Source organism: Chryseobacterium sp. (genome assembly GCF_045629545.1).
GTDB lineage: Bacteria > Bacteroidota > Bacteroidia > Flavobacteriales > Weeksellaceae > Chryseobacterium.
Window position 1 is genome coordinate 1 of sequence record NZ_JAZQRK010000038.1, and the last position, 22,050, is coordinate 22,050.

At 33.6% G+C, this 22,050-nt stretch carries 19 protein-coding genes; 10 read left to right on the forward strand and 9 right to left on the reverse strand.

Features of this window, described 5'->3' with window-relative positions; genetic code table 11:
- Window positions 1–85: 85 nt before the first annotated feature.
- Window positions 86–820: an SDR family NAD(P)-dependent oxidoreductase gene (locus tag ACKI42_RS08765; protein WP_407404509.1), complete on the forward strand. Its 735-nt coding sequence runs from the start codon at window positions 86–88 to the stop codon at window positions 818–820.
- Here the strand turns inward: ACKI42_RS08765 and ACKI42_RS08770 are convergent.
- On the reverse strand, window positions 817–1,926 hold the full coding sequence (locus tag ACKI42_RS08770) for a DUF6438 domain-containing protein (protein ID WP_407404511.1): 1,110 nt from the start codon (window positions 1,924–1,926) through the stop codon (window positions 817–819). The two genes, ACKI42_RS08765 and ACKI42_RS08770, sit on opposite strands and share 4 nt — an antisense overlap.
- A gap of 189 nt (window positions 1,927–2,115) precedes the next feature.
- Between ACKI42_RS08770 and ACKI42_RS08775 the strand changes: the two genes are divergently transcribed.
- Together ACKI42_RS08775 and ACKI42_RS08780 are read left to right on the forward strand one after the other, a co-directional pair.
- A complete protein-coding gene (locus ACKI42_RS08775; RefSeq protein ID WP_407404513.1) occupies window positions 2,116–4,233 on the forward strand; it encodes a catalase in 2,118 nt (705 codons plus the stop codon).
- An 87-nt stretch (window positions 4,234–4,320) separates the two neighbouring features.
- Window positions 4,321–5,892, forward strand: a complete 1,572-nt coding sequence (locus ACKI42_RS08780; RefSeq protein ID WP_407404515.1) for a GMC family oxidoreductase N-terminal domain-containing protein — start codon at window positions 4,321–4,323, stop codon at window positions 5,890–5,892.
- A 1-nt stretch (window position 5,893) separates the two neighbouring features.
- Here the strand turns inward: ACKI42_RS08780 and ACKI42_RS08785 are convergent, their stop codons facing one another.
- From ACKI42_RS08785 to ACKI42_RS08820, 8 genes are all read right to left on the reverse strand, one after another.
- Entirely contained in the window at window positions 5,894–6,448 is a 555-nt protein-coding gene (locus ACKI42_RS08785) for a hypothetical protein (RefSeq protein WP_407404517.1), read from the reverse strand.
- Window positions 6,449–6,843: 395 nt separating this feature from the next.
- Window positions 6,844–8,598 carry an aspartate--tRNA ligase gene (gene aspS, locus ACKI42_RS08790; RefSeq protein WP_407404519.1) on the reverse strand — a complete coding sequence of 585 codons (1,755 nt, stop codon included), beginning with the start codon at window positions 8,596–8,598 and terminating at the stop codon, window positions 6,844–6,846.
- Between the two features lie 175 nt (window positions 8,599–8,773).
- A complete protein-coding gene (locus ACKI42_RS08795) occupies window positions 8,774–8,980 on the reverse strand; it encodes a helix-turn-helix domain-containing protein (protein ID WP_407404521.1) in 207 nt (68 codons plus the stop codon).
- A gap of 3 nt (window positions 8,981–8,983) precedes the next feature.
- A complete protein-coding gene (locus ACKI42_RS08800; RefSeq protein ID WP_407404523.1) occupies window positions 8,984–9,535 on the reverse strand; it encodes a DUF2975 domain-containing protein in 552 nt (183 codons plus the stop codon).
- 57 nt (window positions 9,536–9,592) lie between these two features.
- The gene (locus tag ACKI42_RS08805; RefSeq protein WP_407404525.1) at window positions 9,593–10,078 is read right to left on the reverse strand and encodes a hypothetical protein; all 486 of its coding nucleotides are present in this window, start codon (window positions 10,076–10,078) and stop codon (window positions 9,593–9,595) included.
- A 120-nt stretch (window positions 10,079–10,198) separates the two neighbouring features.
- Complete coding sequence (locus tag ACKI42_RS08810; RefSeq protein ID WP_407404527.1) at window positions 10,199–10,636, reverse strand: hypothetical protein; 438 nt, start codon at window positions 10,634–10,636, stop codon at window positions 10,199–10,201.
- Between the two features lie 217 nt (window positions 10,637–10,853).
- A complete protein-coding gene (locus ACKI42_RS08815; RefSeq protein ID WP_407404529.1) occupies window positions 10,854–11,522 on the reverse strand; it encodes a DUF937 domain-containing protein in 669 nt (222 codons plus the stop codon).
- A gap of 114 nt (window positions 11,523–11,636) precedes the next feature.
- Window positions 11,637–12,146: a DUF2480 family protein gene (locus tag ACKI42_RS08820; RefSeq protein ID WP_407404531.1), complete on the reverse strand. Its 510-nt coding sequence runs from the start codon at window positions 12,144–12,146 to the stop codon at window positions 11,637–11,639.
- Window positions 12,147–12,247: 101 nt separating this feature from the next.
- Between ACKI42_RS08820 and lpxB the strand changes: the two genes are divergently transcribed.
- The 7 genes from lpxB (at window position 12,248) to rlmD (ending at window position 22,028) form a co-directional block, all read left to right on the forward strand.
- A complete protein-coding gene (lpxB, locus tag ACKI42_RS08825) occupies window positions 12,248–13,357 on the forward strand; it encodes a lipid-A-disaccharide synthase (RefSeq protein ID WP_407404533.1) in 1,110 nt (369 codons plus the stop codon).
- 113 nt (window positions 13,358–13,470) lie between these two features.
- Window positions 13,471–15,204, forward strand: coding sequence for a ComEC/Rec2 family competence protein (locus ACKI42_RS08830; RefSeq protein WP_407404573.1), 1,734 nt, complete (start codon window positions 13,471–13,473; stop codon window positions 15,202–15,204).
- Between the two features lie 142 nt (window positions 15,205–15,346).
- A complete protein-coding gene (locus ACKI42_RS08835) occupies window positions 15,347–16,006 on the forward strand; it encodes a succinate dehydrogenase cytochrome b subunit (protein WP_407404535.1) in 660 nt (219 codons plus the stop codon).
- 15 nt (window positions 16,007–16,021) lie between these two features.
- On the forward strand, window positions 16,022–18,034 hold the full coding sequence (locus tag ACKI42_RS08840) for a fumarate reductase/succinate dehydrogenase flavoprotein subunit (protein WP_407404537.1): 2,013 nt from the start codon (window positions 16,022–16,024) through the stop codon (window positions 18,032–18,034).
- Between the two features lie 24 nt (window positions 18,035–18,058).
- On the forward strand, window positions 18,059–18,826 hold the full coding sequence (locus tag ACKI42_RS08845) for a succinate dehydrogenase/fumarate reductase iron-sulfur subunit (protein ID WP_407404539.1): 768 nt from the start codon (window positions 18,059–18,061) through the stop codon (window positions 18,824–18,826).
- A gap of 137 nt (window positions 18,827–18,963) precedes the next feature.
- Entirely contained in the window at window positions 18,964–20,493 is a 1,530-nt protein-coding gene (locus ACKI42_RS08850; RefSeq protein ID WP_407404541.1) for a TlpA family protein disulfide reductase, read from the forward strand.
- A 128-nt stretch (window positions 20,494–20,621) separates the two neighbouring features.
- Window positions 20,622–22,028, forward strand: a complete 1,407-nt coding sequence (gene rlmD / locus ACKI42_RS08855; RefSeq protein ID WP_407404543.1) for a 23S rRNA (uracil(1939)-C(5))-methyltransferase RlmD — start codon at window positions 20,622–20,624, stop codon at window positions 22,026–22,028.
- The last annotated feature ends 22 nt before the right edge of the window (window positions 22,029–22,050 follow it).

Consider the following 22,050-nt stretch of genomic DNA (forward strand, 5'->3'; position numbering starts at 1 on the left):
AAAAAACAACGCGGGAGAAAAAAACTGCCCATCATTTGCTTTTTTTGCATTATTATTTAAATTATAAAAATAATATCTTTGCGTAATGTCTATGCCTTTATCTAAAAATGTTCTCTTATTAGGTGCCAACTCTGATGTTGCTAAACAATGTATTTTACAATATATCAAGAAAGGATATAAAGTATTTGCGGCTTCTAGAAATACGCAGTCTTTGGAACAATTTGTCTTAGAAAATAAACTTATTTCTGCCCAAATCACTGTTCTTGCTTTTGATGCAATAGATTTTTCTTCTCACCAATCTTTTTACGATTCACTTTCAGAAAAGCCTCATATTGTAGTGTATGCAGCAGGTTTTCTAGTAGATAACCCAAACGCGTTTAATGATTTTCAAGGTGCTTTTGAAATGATGAAAACCAATTATGCAGGTGCAGTTTCTATTATAAATATCATTGCTACAGATTTGACTAATAAAAATTTGGAGAGAATTGTCGGATTATCCTCATTATCGGGCGTTAGAGGCAGAAAATCTAATTTTATATACGGAAGTACAAAAGCTGCTTTCACTCAATATCTTGCTGGACTTCGACAAGAACTTAATTCTAGAAACATCACTGTAAATGTTTTGGTAAGTGGATATATCAATACAAAAATAAATAAAGGTCTAGACCTCAACCAAAATCTAATCATGGAGCCGAGTTATGTTGCTAAACATATTGTAAATGCTGGTTCTGGCTTCACAATAGTTCCGAATTGGAAATGGAAGATCATCTATTGGATTCTAAAACTTTCACCCGAATTTTTGGTAGCGAAGTTGCCTTAATTTTTATGTAGATCAAATATTTCTTTATTCGTAGAAATTACATCAAAGCCAATATCTAGCGTTACGAAATCTTTATTTTCTTTTTGAATTTTAAAGTATTGCCCATCTGTTGAGATCGATCTGTCCATAGAATCTAATTTTTCATAATCGAAATTTTCTGGTAAAATAAGCTGAGCAGTGGTTCTGTATTTTGATGTGAACTCTTTATCCGATTGTTTTGCCTTAAAAAGTAAAGACTGTATATAAAACGAATCGGATGTGTTCATAGAAATATTAGGCTGAAATCCATAATGAATGATGGGTAAATTGTACTCATATTTGTTCAATTTAGCGCTTTGCCAAGCATATATAAGGTTATTAAGTATGCCTTTTAGTTCTTTCGGTTGTGCATATCCATAATCATCAATACTTTTTATAATTTTATTATTAGAAATGAAACTTACACTAAGTCTAGGCAAATCAGTTACATTTTTTTGGCTATAATTATTTTCTAGCTCAAGAAAGCGAATCTCATTGAGTTTTTTCACCATTTCAGTAAAGATAATTTTATTAGCTTTACCTTGGTACAATCCTTCTAGTTTCGTATTTGAAATGCCATAATAATACACATTTCCTTCAGAATCTAAAGATATTGAACTTATAGGACAAGTACCGAAGCAAGGTGCTAACGAAAGTGTAATTTGATCTATCGGTACATCAGAAGGTTTCACTACCGATTTTCTTTTATATTGAAAATTGAGTTTTGAGTCTCGATCGTATAGTGTCAAATAATCTTTGCTAACCTTTACAATTTTTTGTGCAAAATATTTTTTTCCTTTTATGCTTTTTACAAATAAGCTATCATCTGTTATATAGTATTTCCCTTTCTGTCCTAGATATATTGAGTAATGTTCATTATTTGGAAGTGGTTGATTTTGATAAAATCCATTATTCTCTTCATAAAGAGAATCTTTCATTATTTTAAAATCTGATCTCAAATACGTTGTAGTAATTCCATATTCATCTTCTTTTGATTCAAGTTGAATAAACTCCCATTCTCCTAGTAGCATATTGGTATCAATAGTATTTTTATGACAAGATTGCAAGATGAGAATGTATAGAAACATATAGAGATAGGATCTTTGCATAGAAAGTACTTTTATATCCTTTAATGTAGAAGTATTTTTTCGTCTTTTGAAAATGATTTAATTTATTTTCATTTTAAATAACACTTAATTATGATTTTTGTCATATTTTGTGATGGATTTCGAGAGATAAGTTTGTAATTTTAATTTCAACAACATAAAATATTGAGAATGAAAGATCAGAAAAAGCAAAATGCTAAAGATTTGCAAATGAAAGAGTATTTGGTGGACAACACCAATAAAGTGCTTACTACTAATGATGGTGTTCCCATCCATGACAATAATAATACCTTAAAGGCAGGCGAGCGTGGACCTTCATTACAGCAAGATCATATTTATTTTGATAAATTAAGTCATTTTGATCGCGAGAGAATTCCAGAAAGAGTAGTACATGCTAGAGGAAGTGCCGCACATGGTATTTTTGAGGCAACTGCGGATATGTCTGAATATACTTGTGCCGATTTTTTAAAGAAAGGTACTGTTACACCTCTATTTACAAGATTTTCAACAGTAGCAGGCTTTAAAGGTTCTACCGATTTGGCACGAGATGTAAGAGGATTTTCTGTTAAATTTTATACGCAAGAAGGCAATTATGACCTTGTAGGAAATAATATTCCTGTATTTTTCATCCAAGATGCGATGAATTTTCCAGATTTGGTACATGCTGTGAAACCAGAACCCAATAACGAAATCCCACAAGCGGGTTCTGCTCATGATACCTTTTGGGATTTTATTTCTCTCATGCCAGAATCTGCACATATGATTATGTGGGCAATGTCTGATAGAGCTATTCCAAGAACCTTACGCACCATGGAGGGTTTTGGAGTGCATACATTTAAATTCGTAAATAAAGAAGGGAAAGGAACTTTTGTAAAATTCCATTGGAAACCCAAATTAGGCGTGCATTCTGTTGCTTGGAATGAGGCTCAGAAAATATCAGGATTCAATTCAGATTTTCATCGTCAAGATTTGTGGGAAAATATAGAAAAAGGCAATTATCCACAATGGGATTTGGGAGTACAACTCATACCTGAGGAAGATGAATTAAAATATTCATTTGATATTTTGGATGTGACTAAACTGATTCCTGAAGAGTTAGTACCTGTAAAAATTATTGGTACAATGACGCTGAATAGAAATCCTGAAAATTTCTTCGCTGAAACCGAGCAAGCAGCTTTCGATCCTGGACGTCTTGTTCCTGGTATCGATTTATCTAACGATCCTCTGCTTCAAGGACGTGTATTTTCTTATATGGATACCCAAAACTATCGTCTGGGAGCCAATTTTCACGAAATTCCGATTAACAAACCAGTAAATGGGAAACATAATAATCAAAAAGATGGTCCTGCAAAAATAGAGATTCCGAAAGGAGCTGTAAGTTATTTCCCGAATAGCAAGGCGCAAGGATGTCCTTATCATGCGATGTTAAAAGGAGAGCAAGGATTCGAGTCTCACCAGGAAAAAGTAGATGGTCCAAAAGTAAGAGCAAGATCAGATTCTTTTGCGGATCATTTTACACAAGCAAAATTATTCTTCAATTCACAATCTCCCGAGGAGCAAGATCACATCGTAAATGCTTATTCTTTCGAATTGTCTAAAGTAAACGATGTTAATATTAGAACTCGAGAATTGGCTATTTTAAACCAAATAGATCAAAACTTAGCAAAAAAAGTAGGGGATAATCTGGGACTCACTCCACCTGCTGAATTAGATGAATTAACGCTTAAATTTGCGAAACAAAATCATCCTAATTATCCTATACAACCCAAAAAACCAGAAGTTGAAAAATCTGCAGCTCTTAGCATGAAAGTAAAACCAGGCGAAGGTAGCATAGAAACTAGAAAAGTAGCTTTTATGGTAGCCAATGGTGTCTCTTCTGCTTCAATCGATCATCTGAAGAATGCTATCGAAAGCCAAGGAGCAGAAGCAGTTCTTATTGCTCCTCATGTAGGGACTATAAAATCCAAAGAAGGAAAAGATCTGAAGATAGAACATTCCTTACTTACTGAAGCCTCTGTTTGTTATGATGCCTTTTATACACCAGAAGGAGATTCTGTAGACGCATTGATTGGTGAAGCCGACTATCTGCATTTCATCAACGAAGGTTTTCGTCATTGTAAGCCCATCGCTTTTGCAAAAGGTGCAGAGAAAATTATGGAGAAAACCTATATCGAAAAAGATAAAGGTGTTATCCTAGAATCCAATGATAAGCTAGATAAAGATTTTATTGAGGTTCTAAAAGGACATCGTGTTTGGGAAAGAGAAAAATCTCGTAAAGTACCATCATAAATTATTACTAAGGCTCTTCGGAGCCTTTTTTTGTGCTAAACATTTCAATATTAAATTAAGTAGCATGCCTTTTGTTAATCTTAATGCATGAATAGACAAAATTTCATTAAAACTACAGCTTTAGGTATTGGCGCATTCTTTTTTTTAGGGAATTCTATTTTAAAAGGCAAAACCAAAGATGATGTTCTGTTTGAAGATAATCATAAGCCCATCATTATTATTGGATCTGGATATGGGGGTGCCGTTGCAGCGCTTAGATTATGTGAAGCGGGGAAGAAAGTGTGTATGCTAGAGATGGGGCTCAATTGGGAAAAAGCGGGAATACCTTTTTCCAAAATGAAATCTCCAGGAAAGAGTGCGGCGTGGCTAAATAAAAATACAATAGCTCCTTTCTTTAATATATTTCCTCTAAAACCCTTTACAGGAGCTTTGGATAGGTTAGATTTCGAGAATATAAAAATATGGGTTGGTAGAGGAGTTGGGGGAGGCTCACTCGTTAACGGTGGAATGGCAGTATTACCCAAGAAAAAATACTTCGAGGAGATTTTTCCAAATTTGGATGCCGATATCTTCTATAATACTTACTTTCCTCTAGCACAGAAAGAATTAAAAGTGAATGTCGCAGACGAACAATTTTTAGATTCTTGTGAGTATTATAAGTTTAATAGGGTAGGTGAAGAGGAAGCTCATAAAGCTGGTTTTAAAACTGTGAGAGTTCCCAATGTTTATGATTTTAAATATATGGAGAAAGAATATGCAGGAGAAGTTCCGAAATCGGCGTTAGATGGTGAAGTTATATATGGTAATAATCATGGGAAAAATAGTTTAGATAAAACCTATCTCAAAAAGGCATTGGAAACTGGAAATTTAGAAATTTTAGATTTACATTCGGTGCTTTCTATTACAAATGAAGAAAATGGATATACCTTAAAAGTAAATCAGATAAATACTTCTGGTGAGATTGTTGCCGAGAAGAAAATGTCTTGCGAAAAATTGATCCTTGCTGCTGGTACCATGGGAACGTTAGAATTATTACTAAAAGCAAAAGCAGAAAAAACATTAGTGATCCATGATGAGGTGGGAAAAAATTGGGGGAATAACGGGAATTTCATGACAGGTAGAAACTGGGTGAACCCATTGGATGGAGGCCTAGGACTTCGTCATTCCACCATACCTGTTGGTGCAATTGATAATTGGGACGACCCTAAGCATAGCTTTTTTGCAGAATTGGCGCCACTTCCTATGGGGATGAATGTTGCTACAGCTTTATATTTAATGATCAGTAAAGTAGATATTCTGGGTACGGTAGGTTTTGATATCTCTAAAAATAAATTGACACTAAATTGGCCGAGAGAGAATACAAGGAAGATGGAAGATAACGCCCACTATTTTCTTAGAAAAATGAATAAAGCGAATGGCGGAACTAGAAGTCATCTCCTTTTTCATAATGGTTTTGGCTACGATGTTTGTTATCATCCTCTTGGTGGTGCAGTTTTGGGAAAAGCAACCCATAGTTTTGGTCAGTTAAAAGGGCAAGAAAATATGTATATTTTGGATGGTTCTCTAATACCTGGAAGTATTGGCGTCAATCCTTTTCTTACCATCACTGCCTTGGTAGAATATTGTATGGACAATCTAATAAAGGAGAAGCTTATCTAATTTATCTTTTGCTAAGTTTATATTTAAGCTTCGATTTAGACTTTATTATATCTACAACGGCGTCGTAATGAAGAGTTTCTTCCCTGTTAAGTAAGTAATCAAATGGTGAATTCATATTGATACGAATAATAATAGAATTCTTTTGAAGGTGATAGGTAATCAGATTCCAATTATATTTAAGGTCATAATCGGATGTTTTTAGTCTTAAGTATTCTTCTGCAAACTCGATAATGGTTTGGTTTTCATGCTGCATTTGCGCATCCTCAATCAATTTTTTAAGTTGAACATTGAGATGTATTCTTTGATAAATATAGAATGATAAGAGAATCAGTACATAGAGAATAATATAACTTTTGATGAAATTAAAATAATCTAAAATAGTATAAAATCTTCCTCTAAAGTCTTCTAGCATGTAGATACAGCCAATCAGAAGTAATAAATATTGAATATACTCTGGAAGTCTCTTGATCCACAATCTTTTTAAATATTTAATTTGTTGACTACGAATTATTTGTTCATTAAAATCTATCTTTACTTGAAAGGGTAATTTTTTCATCGATTTTAGTATTTAAGAATTTTAAATCTTTGGGCAAAATGCAAATTTGTATCATCAGTAGGAGTTATTTTAATCTATTTTTTCTCAGAATCTGCTACTAGTTCCAAATGTAAAATTATGTATTTTGTAGATATTCTTTATCTTTCGGCATACTTACATATGGACATCAATGATATTAATATTAAAGGCAACATTCCCTTATTGTACACGAAATTTTAATTGGCTGAAATCCTTTATTCATGCTAAGTTTGCGCTACTTGTATGTTGTTCTTATAAAGAATTCAAATAAAACTGGATTCTTCTTACTCAACGAGAAGCCTCTCGTTTTTATCAGTGAGCACAAAAAAACACAAACTCAATGTTAGTTTGTGTTTTTACATTGTATGATAATAGAATTACGCTTTCAAGTTCAAAGCCAATTCCAATTCGTCTAGTTGTTCTTGTGCTACTGGAGAAGGTGCGTCTATCATGACGTCACGTCCAGAATTATTTTTTGGGAATGCGATGTAATCTCTGATTACTTCGTTTCCGTCTAAGATGGCAACTAATCTATCAAACCCGAATGCCAATCCTCCGTGTGGAGGTGCTCCGTATTTGAAGGCATTCATTAGGAATCCGAATTGTGCTTCTGCTTCTTCTTTGGAAAATCCTAAAAGATCAAACATCTTAGATTGAAGTTCTCTATCAAAAATACGGATAGATCCGCCTCCAATTTCGTTACCATTCAGAACCAAATCGTAAGCATTCGCTCTTGCTTTTCCAGGATCTGTAGTCAGGAGATCGAAGTCTTCTACTTTTGGACACGTGAATGGGTGGTGCATGGCGTGGTATCTACCAGATTCTTCATCCCATTCTAGAAGAGGGAAATCTACAACCCAAAGTGGTGCAAACACATTTCCTTTTCTTAATCCTAGACGGTTACCCAATTCCATTCTTAAAGCAGAAAGTTGTCCTCTTACTTTGTCTGCGTTCCCGCTCATCACCAACATTAGATCACCAGCTTTTGCGCTGAATTTTTCAACGATTGCTTTCAATGCTGCTTCATCATAGAATTTGTTTGCAGAAGAAGTCACGGTACCATCATTTTGTAATTTTACCCAAACTAGTCCTGTAGCGCCAATTTGTGGACGTTTTACCCATTCTACCAATTCATCTATTTGCTTTCTTGTGTATTCTGCACAACCTTCTACGTTGATCCCAACTACCAATTCAGCTTCATCAAATATTTTGAAGTCTTTTCCTTTTGTTACTTCATTCAGTTCTACAAATTCCATCCCAAAACGGATATCTGGTTTGTCGTTTCCATATTTTTGCATTGCATCAGCAAAAGTCATTCTTGGAAACTCGCCGAATTCTTGTCCTGTAATATCTTTAATTAAAGTTTTCGTCATTCCTTCGAACACATTCATAATGTCTTCTTGCTCTACGAAAGCCATTTCACAATCTATTTGTGTAAATTCTGGTTGTCTATCTGCTCTTAGATCCTCATCACGGAAACATTTTACAATTTGGAAATATCTGTCCATTCCACCTACCATCAATAATTGCTTGAAAGTTTGTGGAGATTGAGGAAGTGCATAGAACTGTCCAGGATTCATTCTACTTGGAACTACGAAATCACGTGCTCCTTCTGGTGTAGATTTTATTAAAACAGGCGTTTCTACCTCGATAAAGTTTTGATCAGAAAGGTAATTTCTCACTTTTTGCGCCATTTTATGACGGAAAATCAATTTGTCTTTTACCGGATTTCTTCTAATATCTAGGTATCTGTATTTCATTCTCAGTTCTTCACCACCATCAGTTTCGTCTTCTATGGTGAATGGAGGAATCTGAGATTCGTTAAGAACCGTAAGACTTTCAACTAAAATTTCTATTTCTCCTGTTGGAATGTTTGGGTTCTTAGAAACTCTTTCAATTACTTTTCCTTTTACTTGAATAACGAATTCTCGACCTAATTTCTTAGCGTTTTCCATTAATTCTGCAGAAGAACGATCCTGATCGAACACCAATTGGGTAATGCCGTAACGATCTCGAAGATCTATCCAAATCATAAATCCTTTATCACGAATGGTTTGTACCCATCCAGAAAGTGTTACTTCTTCATTTAGATTTTTTAGCGTCAATTCGCCATTAGTGTGTGTACGGAACATTATAATTATTAGATGTTAGATGTTATATATAAGATTTTAGATGGTTTATTCTAAAATTTTCATTGGCAAAGATAAGGATTTTAGTAGAAAAAATATTTTGCATCGATACCGAAAACCAAAACCGTATTATTGATTGATCTATTCTAATGCTTTTTTTATTTATTCATCTTTTATTTTAAGATGGTGAGTATTCCAATACATCGCCAGGTTGGCAATCTAATGCTTTACAAATCGCTTCAAGTGTCGAAAGCTTTATAGCCTTTGCTTTTCCTGTTTTCAGGATGGAAAGATTTGCCTGGGTAATGCCAATTTTCTCGGCCAATTCTTGCGATTGCATTTTGCGCCTAGCAAGCATTACATCTACATTTATTATAATCGGCATGGTTTATATCGTTAAGTCGTTTTCGGATTGTAATTCTAAGCCTTTTTTGAAAAACTCAACAATGAAAAAGATAATCATTCCAAAAAATGCAAAAAATAGATATGTGATAAAAGTAACTCCAGAATTGTCTTTATTAAAGAAGAATTCAATAAGTCCAAAGATGCCTAATGCCAAATTTAGGGCGCAAAATCTTCTCAGCCATTGTATAGCCTTCAGATTGAAGATGCTATCTTTCGCCATTTCTTTGAAGCATCGGTAAGATAGGTAGAAAAATAGAGTCATAAAGGTAAACCCTAATAGGTTGTGTATTATTTGAGAAAAATTGGGATATAAACCTGTTACGCATTGTACGGTAGAAAAAGGATAATTGATCCTAAATTTCATTTTTACTTGAATGGGAATTGTCCATTGGTTTTGCGACCAACCAACATCGTTTCCTAATATAAATGTAGTAGGAAATAAGTTGCTACCTGTTTTGTATTTGTACCATAAAATAGCTTGTCCAAAGATTTCATAAATCAAATGAAACATAAATATTGCTGCAAATACAAACATGATTATTGCAATGTATTTGGATATCGAATTTGAGCCAATAATTTTTATAATTAAATATTATATCGTTAAGTCGTTTTCTTTTTGTACCGAAACACCTTGTTTGTAAACGAAGAAAATAATAACAAGGATAATGAGTTGATAAAATAAGCTAGTATCTGTAGCACGTAGTGAAATAGATTTTGTATCGAATTGTAAATAATGTTCTAGCACCGCAGTAAAAAATTCTAGAAAGATGATAGATAAAGCTAATACAATAGTTCTTTTTATTTTGTTTAAAAAAGATTCGTCGAAATTATTTCTAAATTGATTACTACTTGCCATTAACAGCAATAAAAAGGCAAACCCAATTTTCATTAATATGATTACAAAATGCATAGAAATAATGGCAATATCTTTTGATTCTAAAATAGATGCAGAATTGATGAATTCGAATATCTTACTATTAATTATTACCGTTCTGAAAATTATAAAAACTAGATTTGCCAATAGAGCAGTGCTAATAATGTAGAGGACAAATTTGTTGGAAAAAAGATTTGGTTTCATTTTATGATTTATTTTATTATTGCAAATCTATAAATAATTATCGTAAAACAATAAAAATATTCTAAAAAACAAAAAAAACTTCCAATTGGAAGTTTTAGATTTTTATTAGGGTGTGATGTATTATTTCACAATTTCTGCTAAAGCAGGTTTTTGATATTTGATGGCAAAATCTTTAGCAGTTTCTCCTAATGCATTTTTTAGTCTTTTATCAGCACCTTTCTGCATCAGTATATTTGCCATATATGCTTTGTCATATCGCGCTGCTATCATGAGTGGTGATTGATCAGTGCAAATTCTGTTGATATCGGTAGTTTTAGTAAGCATATAATCGAAAATATTTTTTTTCTCAAATTTCACACTTAAACCTAGCAAATCAAAAGAATTGGTTTTTATCATTAAGCACTTATTAAGGTCTGATGCAGGAAAAGCTTTTTTGAAGTCTTCTACATTATCCGACTGAAATATTCTCATCTGATTTGAACTAATTTGCTGTGCAGATAAGCTATTTGCCACAAAAGATAATACAATTATAAGAGCTGAAGAGATAATTTTTTTCATAAATACTATTTTTATCAAAGTTAAACAAATCTAAATAAATTTTTATAAAATAGAATATTCTTTTACCAATTTGAAAGGATATTGATTTGTATAGTATCAATACTTAATATTTTGGAAAGGTTAGGGAAATGAAATAATTTTTACTGTTATAACATTTAATAAAAAAAATTAAAGGTCGAAAATTTCTTTCCGACCTTATGATATATACTATTAATAATTATTTTCCTCCAAAAATACTTCCTAACAAACCTCCTAAACCACCATTTTGTTGGTTTTGTTGACCTTGTTGCTGTTGTCCCCCTCCCAAGAAGCTACCTAAGATATCATTCAAAGGGTTGCCAGAAGATTGAGAATTTCCTCCTCCCAAAACGCTACCTAATATATCGTTTAGAGGATTAGATTGTTGCTGCTGTGCTTGGTTGGAAGCATTACCAAGAATTCCTCCTAATAAGTCTCCAATTCCACCTGCTCCCACATTACTTTGTTGCTTTTCCTTACCAATGTAACCCATAATTACAGGAGCCAACATGGCTAATATTGGACCTATCTTGTCCATAGAAATACCTGTATTTTGAGATAATTGGTTTTCAACATTGGCTTTATCATTCCCAAAAATATGAGATAAGATAGAGTTTCCTTCTCCTTGCCTAGCCTCCAATTGAGAGGCATCATTAAGGATACTACCATCATGATCTTTATCCAATGCGTTATTTAGAGCTTCAGCTTCTTTACTATCTTGAGATTTATTTTTCAAATAAGAAATTACCAAGGGAGCAGATACTGCCAAAAGAGCAATGATTTGGTTCTTGCTAATACCAAATTTGTTTTCAGCTTGTGTTGCAACTTCATTTCCTGTGTTGCCGGTAAGTAAATCAATTAGATTCATTATTGTGTTCGTATTTAATTGTTAGTAAACCAAAGTTATCAAAAAATATTCCACTAAATAATTAAATTAAATAAAACTTTGATAATAAATTATGATCTCCTCAGTTCTAGAATTTTAATTTTTAAAAATAGGAACATTAGAGCAAGCTTCTCCGAACATTAATGATTTTACAATAGGTTTTAGTTTCTCCACCAACTCTATATACGCGTTTTCTGGAATTTCCTTATCCGAACAACCTTTTACCAAAACTCTTTTGTCTACCAGATCTTCAAAGCTGAAGTTATCTATCGCAGTATGCATTAGAACTACTTCCAAATCCTCTTTTTTACCAAAAACAATTTTTTTTGCAACATCTGTAAGCTGTGCTGTAATGAGGAAGTATGCCCATAAAGGGACAATGGCATCTGCAGAATTGTAAACGTAGACGTATGCATCTTCATAGAGAGTAGTGTCGATTGCTGCTACTTTTTCGCGAAAATCTTTTTCTTTTAAAATCATTTCTTGAAACAGAAAATCTTTCAAATCTATCCCCATCCTTCTGCCTTTTGGTACTAGATCCGTAAGATCAAAATTTATCAATCCACTAGATGCTACTTTATTTTTTATATCAAATTCTTCTAACATTTTTTTATCATTATCTTTACACAAATTTAAGTCAAATTATTGATTTGAGATTTATAGATCTTCGTAATCTGTATTCTAAAATCTAAAATCTACAATAAAAGTTGAAATATTATATTATTGCAGGAGAAGCTTCTGGTGATCTACACGGAAGCAACCTAATGAAATCTTTGAAGAAACAAGATTCCCAAGCAGAATTTAGATTTTGGGGTGGAGATTTGATGGCTGCCCAAGGTGGAACATTAGTGAAGCATTATCGTGATCTAGCGTTCATGGGTTTTCTAGAAGTTGCCAAAAACTTATGCACTATTCTTAATAACATGAAGGTGTGCAAAAATGACATTAAAACCAATAATCCCGATGTTTTGATTTTGGTAGATTATCCAGGATTCAACCTTAGGATTGCAAAATTTGCAAAAGAATTGGGCATCAAAGTGGTATATTATATTTCGCCTCAACTTTGGGCTTGGAAAGAGGGTAGAGTAGAAATCATCAGAAAATATGTAGATGAAATGATGGTGATTCTCCCTTTCGAGGAAGATTTTTACAAAAAACGTCATGTGAAATCTCATTTTGTAGGACATCCTTTGTTAGATGCAATTTCGGATCTAGAGACTATCAATGGGGAAGACTTTAGAAAAGAAAATGGTCTAAATTCTAAAGAAATTATCGCATTATTGCCTGGTTCTAGAGAGCAAGAGGTAGACAAAATGCTACAACTCATGCTTTCGGTAAGACCGTATTTCGAAAATTATCAATTTGTAATTGCCGGTGCGCCAAGTTTAGAAAAATCGTTTTACCAAAAATATGTAGACGAAAACGTTCATTTTGTATCCAATAAAACTTACGATTTATTACGATGCTCCAAAGCAGCTTTGGTAACTTCGGGTACTGCAACTTTGGAAACAGCCTTGCTAAATATTCCTGAAGTTGTATGCTATCGTGGAAGCAAAATTTCCTATGCCATTGCCAAAAGATTGGTAAAACATATCAAGTATATTTCTCTTGTGAATTTAATTATGGATAAAGAAGTGGTGAAAGAATTGATTCAAAATGAGCTCAATACTCAAAATTTGGTTACAGAACTTCAGCAGATTTTAGAAGGAGATAAAAGGCGAATAATGCTCGATGAGTATGAAATTTTAAGGTCTAAATTAGGAGGAAAAGGCGCAAGTGATCATGCTGCGTGTATCATTTTGAAGACTATAAATTAAATTTTTAAATTGTTCATTTTTAATTATTTGTATTTAATTATTTAGTAATTTGGTTGTGCAAATGATAAATTTTGAACAAGCAACCAATTTTGATACTAACCCTCTGCTTTATAGTGGGCATTTTTCTTCAAGATGTATTTTCTTTGAGTAGAAATTGGGTTTTCCTTGTTTTGCTCTTCGGCTTATGTTTAGGCTTTTTTACCTTTTTTCAAACTTATTTATTTTCAAAATTACGTTCTGTTTTTTTAGGAATTTTGTTTTTGTCTCTTGGAGTTTCTTTACATTATTTCAACTCTTTAAAATCTAGTGATTTAGGATTTAAATCAAATGAAATAGTAAATTTTAAAGTCTCAAAAAAGCTCAATTCTAACATAAAACACAAGAAATATGAGGTTTTAGCTCAAGTCAGGAATCAAACATTTAAAACGATTTTATATTTGACGAGAGAAAAAGGTGAACTGGATTTCGAACATTATTACCAAACCAAAGCATACATCAATAAAGTTGAGTCGCCGAAATATGATTTTCAATTTGATTATGCGAAATATCTCCAAAGACGAAACATTGGTTATCAAGTTTTTGCCAAGGGAGAATTATTTTCATCTCCGCGAATTGATCTTTCTATAGCCGAAAAAGTTAGACAGGAAAGGCTTGATGTCTTACTTAAAATCAATCAATCAGCTTTATCTCCAAAAAGTCAGGAATTTTTAAAAGGAATTATTTTGGCTGATCGTACAGAAATCGATTCGGAAACTTTACAAGATTTTAATCGTTCTGGTTTGGTGCATTTTTTGGCAATATCTGGGACGCATATTGTTGTGATTTTTGGGATGTTGTACTTTCTACTGATGAAGGTTTTACCAACTCGTTTTAGGAAATATGTTATTATTTCTTGTCTCGTCTTTATTTGGATTTTTGCAACATTCATTGGGTTTGGTAATTCGGTTGTAAGATCTTGTTTGATGCTTACTATTTATTTTATCTTTGTTCTATTGCAAAGAAAAACAGATTTGTTGCATGCGCTATCGCTGTCTGCCCTTCTTATTTTGGTTTGGGATTCTCAACAACTTTTTGATGTTGGTTTTCAACTAAGTTTTGTGGCGGTTTTGGGTATTTTTTGGTTGAATGAACCTATATTGAAATATTTGCCTAAACAAAATTCCAATTTTAAAAAACTTTTATACAATACGTTTTCCATATCAATTGCAGCACAATTGTCTACGTTACCACTCGTTCTCTATTATTTTCATCAATTTTCTTTGGTTTCCATTATTGCCAATTTTTTTGTAGTTCCCTTTTCTGAGGTAATTATTATTTTCTCATTCTTAATGACCGGACTGTTTTCCTTAGGATTAGAATTTTCTTTTTTGGTGATGGTATATGATTTTTTAATTAAAATATTGTTAAAATGCATCCATTTCTTTGCAAATTTTGAGGCGATATTCTTTCAAAATATAGCTTTCAATCTCACAGAAGTGCTTGCTTTATTTGGTGTCATCTATTTATTAAGAATTGTTATCATTCGTTTTAACATTAGAAGATTGGCAATTTGGGGTTCGGCAGTGGTATCATTTTATATTTTAAGAGTTAGCTTTAATATTTACGAAAATGGCAAAGAGGAAGTTATGATTTATTATCAAAAAAAACACACCATTTTTTCAATAAAACAAAAAGATAGAGTTTATTTTTGGATTGATAAGGGTGTTGATAAGCAAAGTTTTACACAATTTGTGTTGAATCCCTATATTTCGTCGAGAAGAGTAAAAGGGGTGGTTTTTTTTGATTTACCAGTAACACATAGCCATTTTGTATTCCAATCAAAAACCTATAATCTGCAGAGAAAATAAATTGGACTACAGATTTTCATTATTCATGTTGTTTAATGATGTTATTTAGAAAGGTTACAAACTGAAATTTTGTGAGATTTCTCAGTTTCAACTTTAGTTAACATTTTTTAACTTTGTGCTTATTCAAATAACTAAAAGAATTATGGCAGGATTTTCGTCTACTATCGGTAGAAAATATGCAATGGCACTTTCGGCAATGTTTTTGCTGATATTCCTATTGATGCATTTGTCCACGAACATGTTATCTGTTATCAGTCCGTCAGCATTTAATGCAGCTTCAACATTTATGGGGTACAACCCATTAATTCAATTCGCAATGCAGCCGATATTAGGTTTTGCAGTGATTTTCCATTTTATAATGGGATTTATTTTAGAATTGAAGAATCACAGAGCTCGTCCTGTTAAATATGATGTGAATGGTGCAGCAGCAAATTCATCGTGGGTTTCTAGAAATATGATTATTTCAGGATTAGTAATTCTAGCATTCTTAGGATTACACATGTACGATTTTTGGGTACATGAGATTACTTACAAGTATATTGAAGGAATAGCACCTGATGATACACGCTTTTGGGGAGAACTTCATGAAAAATTTGCTAACCCCATTAGAGTCGCAATTTATGTTATTGCTTTTGTATTATTAGGATTACACTTAGCTCATGGCTTTCAGTCTTCTTTCCAATCTATTGGAGCTAGACACCCTAAGTATACACCAATCATTATGGCTATCGGAAAATGGTATGCTATCCTTATTCCACTTGGGTTTATTTTCATCGCAGTTTATCATTTTGTAACTCAATAATATATCAAAAATAATATGAGTAAGTTAGATTCAAGAATTCCAGCAGGTCCTTTAAAAGACAAATGGAAAGATCATAAAGATCACATGAACCTTGTAGCACCTAACAACCGTGATAAAATTGATATTATTGTGGTAGGTACAGGTTTAGCTGGTGGTTCTGCAGCAGCTACTTTAGCTGAACAAGGTTACAACGTAAAAGCATTTTGTTATCAAGATTCTCCTAGAAGAGCGCACTCTATTGCCGCGCAGGGAGGGATCAACGCAGCAAAAAATTATCAAGGAGATGGAGATTCTACATATCGTCTTTTCTATGATACTATAAAAGGAGGAGATTACCGTGCAAGAGAAGCTAACGTATATCGTTTGGCTGAAGTATCTGCAAATATTATCGACCAATGTGTTGCACAAGGTGTACCATTCGGTAGAGAATATGGTGGTCAACTAGACAACCGTTCATTCGGAGGGGTTCAGGTAAAAAGAACATTCTTCGCAAAAGGACAAACTGGACAGCAGTTATTATTAGGAGCATATTCTGCAATGAGCCGTCAGATCGGTAAAGGGAGAATAAAAATGTACAACCGTCATGAGATGCTAGACTTAGTAATTGTTGATGGTAAAGCGAGAGGTATTATCGCTAGAAACTTGGTTACAGGCGAAATAGAAAGACACTCGGCTCACGCTGTAGTGATTGCTTCTGGAGGTTACGGTAACGTATATTTCCTTTCTACTAACGCTATGGGATCTAACGTATCTGCAGCTTGGAAGATTCACAAAAGAGGAGCTTACTTTGCAAACCCTTGTTATGTACAGATCCACCCAACATGTATTCCGGTACACGGAACACAACAGTCAAAATTGACGTTGATGTCAGAATCTCTTAGAAACTCAGGAAGAATTTGGGTACCTAAAAAGATTGAAGATTCAATTGCAATTCGAGAAGGAAAGAAAAAAGCAAAAGATATTGCTGAAGAAGATAGAGATTATTATTTAGAGAGAAGATATCCTGCATTCGGTAACCTGGTGCCAAGAGACGTTGCGTCTAGAGCTGGTAAAGAGAGGTGTGATGCTGGTTTCGGAATTGAAAATAATGAGACTAAAGAAGGTGTATATTTGGATTTCTCTACAGAGATCATGAAGAAAGGTAGAGAAGCAGCTATAGAAAAACACATTCACAACCCATCAGAGCAACAAATCTATGATTTGGGTAAAGCTTGGATCGAAGAAAAATACGGTAACCTTTTCGTAATGTATGAGAAAATAACCGCAGAGAATCCTTACGAAACTCCAATGAAGATTTATCCTGCAGTACACTATACAATGGGTGGAGTATGGGTAGATTACAACTTGCAATCTACTATCCCAGGATGTTTCGTTATTGGTGAAGCTAACTTCTCTGATCACGGTGCAAATAGATTGGGTGCATCTGCATTGATGCAAGGGCTTGCTGATGGATATTTCGTATTACCTTATACAATCGCCGATTATCTGTCTGCAGACATTAGAACAGGAGCAATCCCTACTAATTCTCCAGCATTTGATCAGGTAGAAAAAGAAATTACAGACAAAATTCAATTCTTCACAAGCAATAAAGGAACGCATTCTGTAGATTATTTCCACAAACAATTGGGTCACATCATGTGGAACAAAGTAGGGATGGGAAGAACACCTGAAGGACTAAGAGAAGCTATCCAAGAGATCGAAAATGTAAAAAAAGATTTCTGGGCTAACGTGAAAGTGCCTGGTGATGCTAACGGAATGAATACCGAATTGGAGAAAGCTTTCAGAGTTGCCGATTTCATAGAATTAGGTCAGTTGATGGCTATAGATGCTTTACATAGAAACGAATCTTGTGGAGGACACTTCAGAGAAGATCATGCTACTCCAGAAGGAGAAGCAGAAAGAGATGATGTGAATTACAAATATGTTGCTGCTTGGGAATACCAAGGTAATGACATTAAGCAAGAAGTTCTACATAAAGAAGATCTTGTATATGATAACATCGAAGTTAAAGCAAGAAGTTACAAATAATCTCCAACTAATAAAGATAAAATTATGAATGCAAAAAAAGGCTTACATCTTACGCTGAAAATTTGGAGACAGAAAAATACCAAAACCAAAGGTCAGTTTGAGACCTATAAAATATCAGATGTATCTACAGAATCTTCATTCTTGGAGATGTTGGATATTCTAAACGAGAATTTAATTAACGAAGATAAAGAACCTATCGCCTTTGATCACGATTGCCGTGAGGGTATCTGCGGGATGTGTTCTCTATACATCAATGGGCGTGCACATGGTCCTGATACAGGTATTACGACTTGTCAGCTTCACATGCGTCACTTCAAAGATGGTGAAACTATCGTTATAGAACCTTGGAGAAGTGCTGCTTTCCCAGTTATCAAAGATTTGATGGTGGATAGAAGTGCTTTCGATAGAATTATGGCTGCAGGTGGTTTCATCTCTGTTAATACTTCAGGTAATACGCTAGATGCCAACGCAATCCCAGTTCCTAAAGAAGATGCAGATAAAGCAATGGATGCTGCAGCTTGTATTGGTTGTGGAGCTTGTGTAGCAACTTGTAAAAATGGTTCTGCAATGCTATTTGTAGGAGCTAAAGTTTCTCAGTATGCCTTATTACCTCAAGGTAGAGTAGAAGCAAAAAGACGAGTACTGAATATGGTCCAAGCAATGGATGAAGAAGGATTCGGTAACTGTTCTAACACAGGAGCTTGTGAAATCGAATGTCCAAAAGGTATTTCTCTAGAAAACATCGCAAGAATGAATAGAGAGTATTTTGTAGCTGTGGCTGATAGAGGATAGCATCACTCTAAAAATTTAATATAAAAGCGTCTTCCTTGATGGAGGCGCTTTTTTTGTTAAAACTTTCATAAAATAGAATATTAAATTATGGTAAGTATACCGAATACCTTATTTTTGTTCAATTATTAAAATATAAAATGAAAAAATATCTTTTATTGTTTATCGTTGCAATATTTGCAATGTCATGTTCAAAGAAAGTGGAAGTAAAAGGAAAAGTTGCTGGTAGTTCTCCTCTAGAGCGTATAGAATTTGTAGAAGCATCGGGAGTTGCTACTTTACCTTTAGCCAATTTTGGTTTAGATAAAGATGGAAACTTTACGGGAAGTTTCGAAGCTCCAAAAAACGGAATGTATGTTATTAACTATGCAGGAAAACAAAATTTGATTTTTCTAAAAGGAGGTCAGTCTGTAAATATTTCTGGTAATGCAGCTACTTTCCCTAATGAGTATACTGTAACAGGTGATGCTAAAAATGATAATGATTTTTACCAAGCAGGTCAGAAATTCTTGATGACATATGGGCAAGGTCTAAAAATCCAAGAATTAGCAAAAGATGAAGCAACGTATCTGAAGGGAATGCAGAAAATTGAAGCAGACCTTAATAAAAATATCGAAGAAAATATCAAAAAATTCAATCCTGGTAAAGAGGTTATTGAGTGGAAAAGAATTGATGCAAAAACTGCAGTGTTAAACCTTTTGGCTAACTACGAATTGAATATGCAACAAATGTCTGGAAACCCAGCTTTCAAGGTAGGTAAAGCATTTTCAGATTATGAAAACAAATTGCAAGTAAATAAAGATGATATGGTGAAAAACTCTCCATTCTATAGACAATATTTACTTTCAAAATTAAGTAATGATTTCCAAAAGTTTGCTGAAGCAAAAACGAAAACAAATAAGGAGATCACAACTACAGAATTGTTTAATGAATTCTTGAAAGGTAAAAAGGATTACTCTCAAACGGCTAAAGATTATTTATTAGCGTTTGTAATGGCTCAGTCTGATATTCATCCTACAACGCCTGCAGCAACTACTGATAAAATTAAGAAAATTATCGAAGAGGATATTAAAGATGCAGGAATAAAGGCAGACGTTAAAAAGATGCTTTTTGCTATCAATGGTTTCAAAATTGGTGATGATGCACCTGAAGCTTCGTTAGTAAAAGCAGACGGATCATCTTATAAAATTACAGACAACAAAGGAAAACCTTACTTATTAGTTTTCTATGCATCATGGAATCCTTATATTGCTGAAGGTACTATGCCAGTTCTAAAAGAAGTTTCTAATTTTTATAAGTCTAAAATGAATTTTGTTTATGTAAACCTGGATGATACTAAAGACCAGTTCGTAAAATCTAGCAACGCTATGATGAAAGGAATTTCAGGTGTTAATGTATATGGCGAAAATGGACTAAACTCTGATATCGCAAAAAAATATGGAGTGTACGGATTCAAACTTCCAAGTTTTATTGTTGTAGACAAAGATGGTAAGATAGCAAGTAGATCTTTTAATAATCTAGGAGATCAAGATTTAATCGCTATTTTGGATAAAGTCACTGGTCTTTCTGCACCACAAGTAGCTGCTCCAGAGCAAATGCAACCTCAGGGAAATTTAGACCCTGCAACTCAACAAGCACCTCAAGCTACAGCACCAGTGCCAACAAAATAATAACGTTTATCACGTAATGAAAACCTTATCTTTTGATAAGGTTTTTTTTATTGTATTTTTGCAAAATCAAAATACTTTTTTATATCAGATTTTTGTGATATAAATAGGATAAGAAAATTAATTTTAAAATGAAAAAGAAGAAAGATATTATTCTTGAGAATATTACACTTACCGCTGCTGGTGCCAAAGGAATCGCTATAGGTAAAACCGAAGAAGGCAAAACAGTATTGGTTTCTGGGGCAATCCCAGGTGATGTTGTGAATGCAAGAGTAAGAAAATCCAAATCCAAATATTTTGAAGCAGAAACTGAAGAGATTATTGTAAAGTCGCCTTGGCGAGTAGATGCAAAATGTATTCATTTCGGGACTTGCGGAGGTTGCAAATGGCAAAGTATGAGCTATGACAAGCAACTAGAATTCAAACAAAATGAAGTGTACAACAACATCAAAAGAATTGGAGGTATAGAGGATTTCATTACCGTACCGATTTTGGGTGCAGAAGAGCAATACTATTACAGAAACAAAATGGAATTCTCTTTTTCTAATGCAAGATGGCTTACGAAATATGAAATAAGTTCTGAAGAAAACTACGGAAGTAGAGATGCTTTAGGTTTTCATATCCCAGGGATGTGGAGCAAAATTTTAGATCTTAAAGAATGTCATTTGCAAGAAGATCCGTCTAATGCACTTCGTATGGCGGTAAGAAAATTTGCTACAGATAATGGATTAGATTTTTTTGATGTAAGAGAGCAAAAAGGATTTCTTAGAACTTTGATGATGAGACAGAATTCAAAAGGAGAATGGATGGTCTTATTCCAATTGTACAGAGAAGAAAAAGAAAATAGAGAAAACTTATTTCAGTATTTACTAGAGAATTTCCCCCAGATCAAAACTTTAGTGTATTGTATCAACTCTAAACAAAATGATTCTATCTATGACCAAAATGTACAAATCTATTTTGGTGAAGGATTCTTGATGGAGGAGATGGATGGACTAAAATTCAAAATTGGACCAAAATCTTTCTTTCAAACCAATTATAAACAAGCATTAGAATTATACAGAAAAACACTGGAATTTGCTGATCTGAAAGGAGATGAAGTGGTTTATGACCTTTATACGGGGACAGGGACTATAGCACAATATGTAGCGAGAAATGCAAAACAAGTAATCGGAATAGAATCTGTACAAGAAGCAATAGATGCTGCTATAGAGCATGCTGAATTGAATGGTCTTACCAATACTCAATTCTATTGCGGAGATATGAAAGATATCTTCAATGACGAGTTTTTGGCAAACCATCCAAAGGCTGATGTTCTTATTACAGATCCACCAAGAGATGGGATGCACCAAAAAGTGGTAGAGCAAATTTTAAAGCTTTCTCCAGAGAAAATAGTGTATGTAAGTTGTAATTCTGCTACACAAGCTAGAGATTTAGCCTTAATGAAAGAACATTATACCTTAGTGAAAATTTTGCCAGTAGATATGTTCCCACAAACGCACCACGTAGAAAATATAGCTTTATTAATAAAGAAATAATTTTAAATTTAAATTAGAAACA

What these genes read in the sequence shown, in the direction of transcription:
- ACKI42_RS08765 (WP_407404509.1), top strand. Translation starts at nt 86, where the DNA reads ATGTCTATGCCTTTATCTAAAAATGTTCTCTTATTAGGTGCCAACTCT.
- ACKI42_RS08770 (WP_407404511.1), bottom strand. Translation starts at nt 1,926, where the DNA reads ATGTTTCTATACATTCTCATCTTGCAATCTTGTCATAAAAATACTATT.
- ACKI42_RS08775 (WP_407404513.1), top strand. Translation starts at nt 2,116, where the DNA reads ATGAAAGATCAGAAAAAGCAAAATGCTAAAGATTTGCAAATGAAAGAG.
- ACKI42_RS08780 (WP_407404515.1), top strand. Translation starts at nt 4,321, where the DNA reads ATGAATAGACAAAATTTCATTAAAACTACAGCTTTAGGTATTGGCGCA.
- ACKI42_RS08785 (WP_407404517.1), bottom strand. Translation starts at nt 6,448, where the DNA reads ATGAAAAAATTACCCTTTCAAGTAAAGATAGATTTTAATGAACAAATA.
- aspS (WP_407404519.1), bottom strand. Translation starts at nt 8,598, where the DNA reads ATGTTCCGTACACACACTAATGGCGAATTGACGCTAAAAAATCTAAAT.
- ACKI42_RS08795 (WP_407404521.1), bottom strand. Translation starts at nt 8,980, where the DNA reads ATGCCGATTATAATAAATGTAGATGTAATGCTTGCTAGGCGCAAAATG.
- ACKI42_RS08800 (WP_407404523.1), bottom strand. Translation starts at nt 9,535, where the DNA reads ATGTTTGTATTTGCAGCAATATTTATGTTTCATTTGATTTATGAAATC.
- ACKI42_RS08805 (WP_407404525.1), bottom strand. Translation starts at nt 10,078, where the DNA reads ATGAAACCAAATCTTTTTTCCAACAAATTTGTCCTCTACATTATTAGC.
- ACKI42_RS08810 (WP_407404527.1), bottom strand. Translation starts at nt 10,636, where the DNA reads ATGAAAAAAATTATCTCTTCAGCTCTTATAATTGTATTATCTTTTGTG.
- ACKI42_RS08815 (WP_407404529.1), bottom strand. Translation starts at nt 11,522, where the DNA reads ATGAATCTAATTGATTTACTTACCGGCAACACAGGAAATGAAGTTGCA.
- ACKI42_RS08820 (WP_407404531.1), bottom strand. Translation starts at nt 12,146, where the DNA reads ATGTTAGAAGAATTTGATATAAAAAATAAAGTAGCATCTAGTGGATTG.
- ACKI42_RS08835 (WP_407404535.1), top strand. Translation starts at nt 15,347, where the DNA reads ATGGCAGGATTTTCGTCTACTATCGGTAGAAAATATGCAATGGCACTT.
- ACKI42_RS08840 (WP_407404537.1), top strand. Translation starts at nt 16,022, where the DNA reads ATGAGTAAGTTAGATTCAAGAATTCCAGCAGGTCCTTTAAAAGACAAA.
- ACKI42_RS08845 (WP_407404539.1), top strand. Translation starts at nt 18,059, where the DNA reads ATGAATGCAAAAAAAGGCTTACATCTTACGCTGAAAATTTGGAGACAG.
- ACKI42_RS08850 (WP_407404541.1), top strand. Translation starts at nt 18,964, where the DNA reads ATGAAAAAATATCTTTTATTGTTTATCGTTGCAATATTTGCAATGTCA.
- rlmD (WP_407404543.1), top strand. Translation starts at nt 20,622, where the DNA reads ATGAAAAAGAAGAAAGATATTATTCTTGAGAATATTACACTTACCGCT.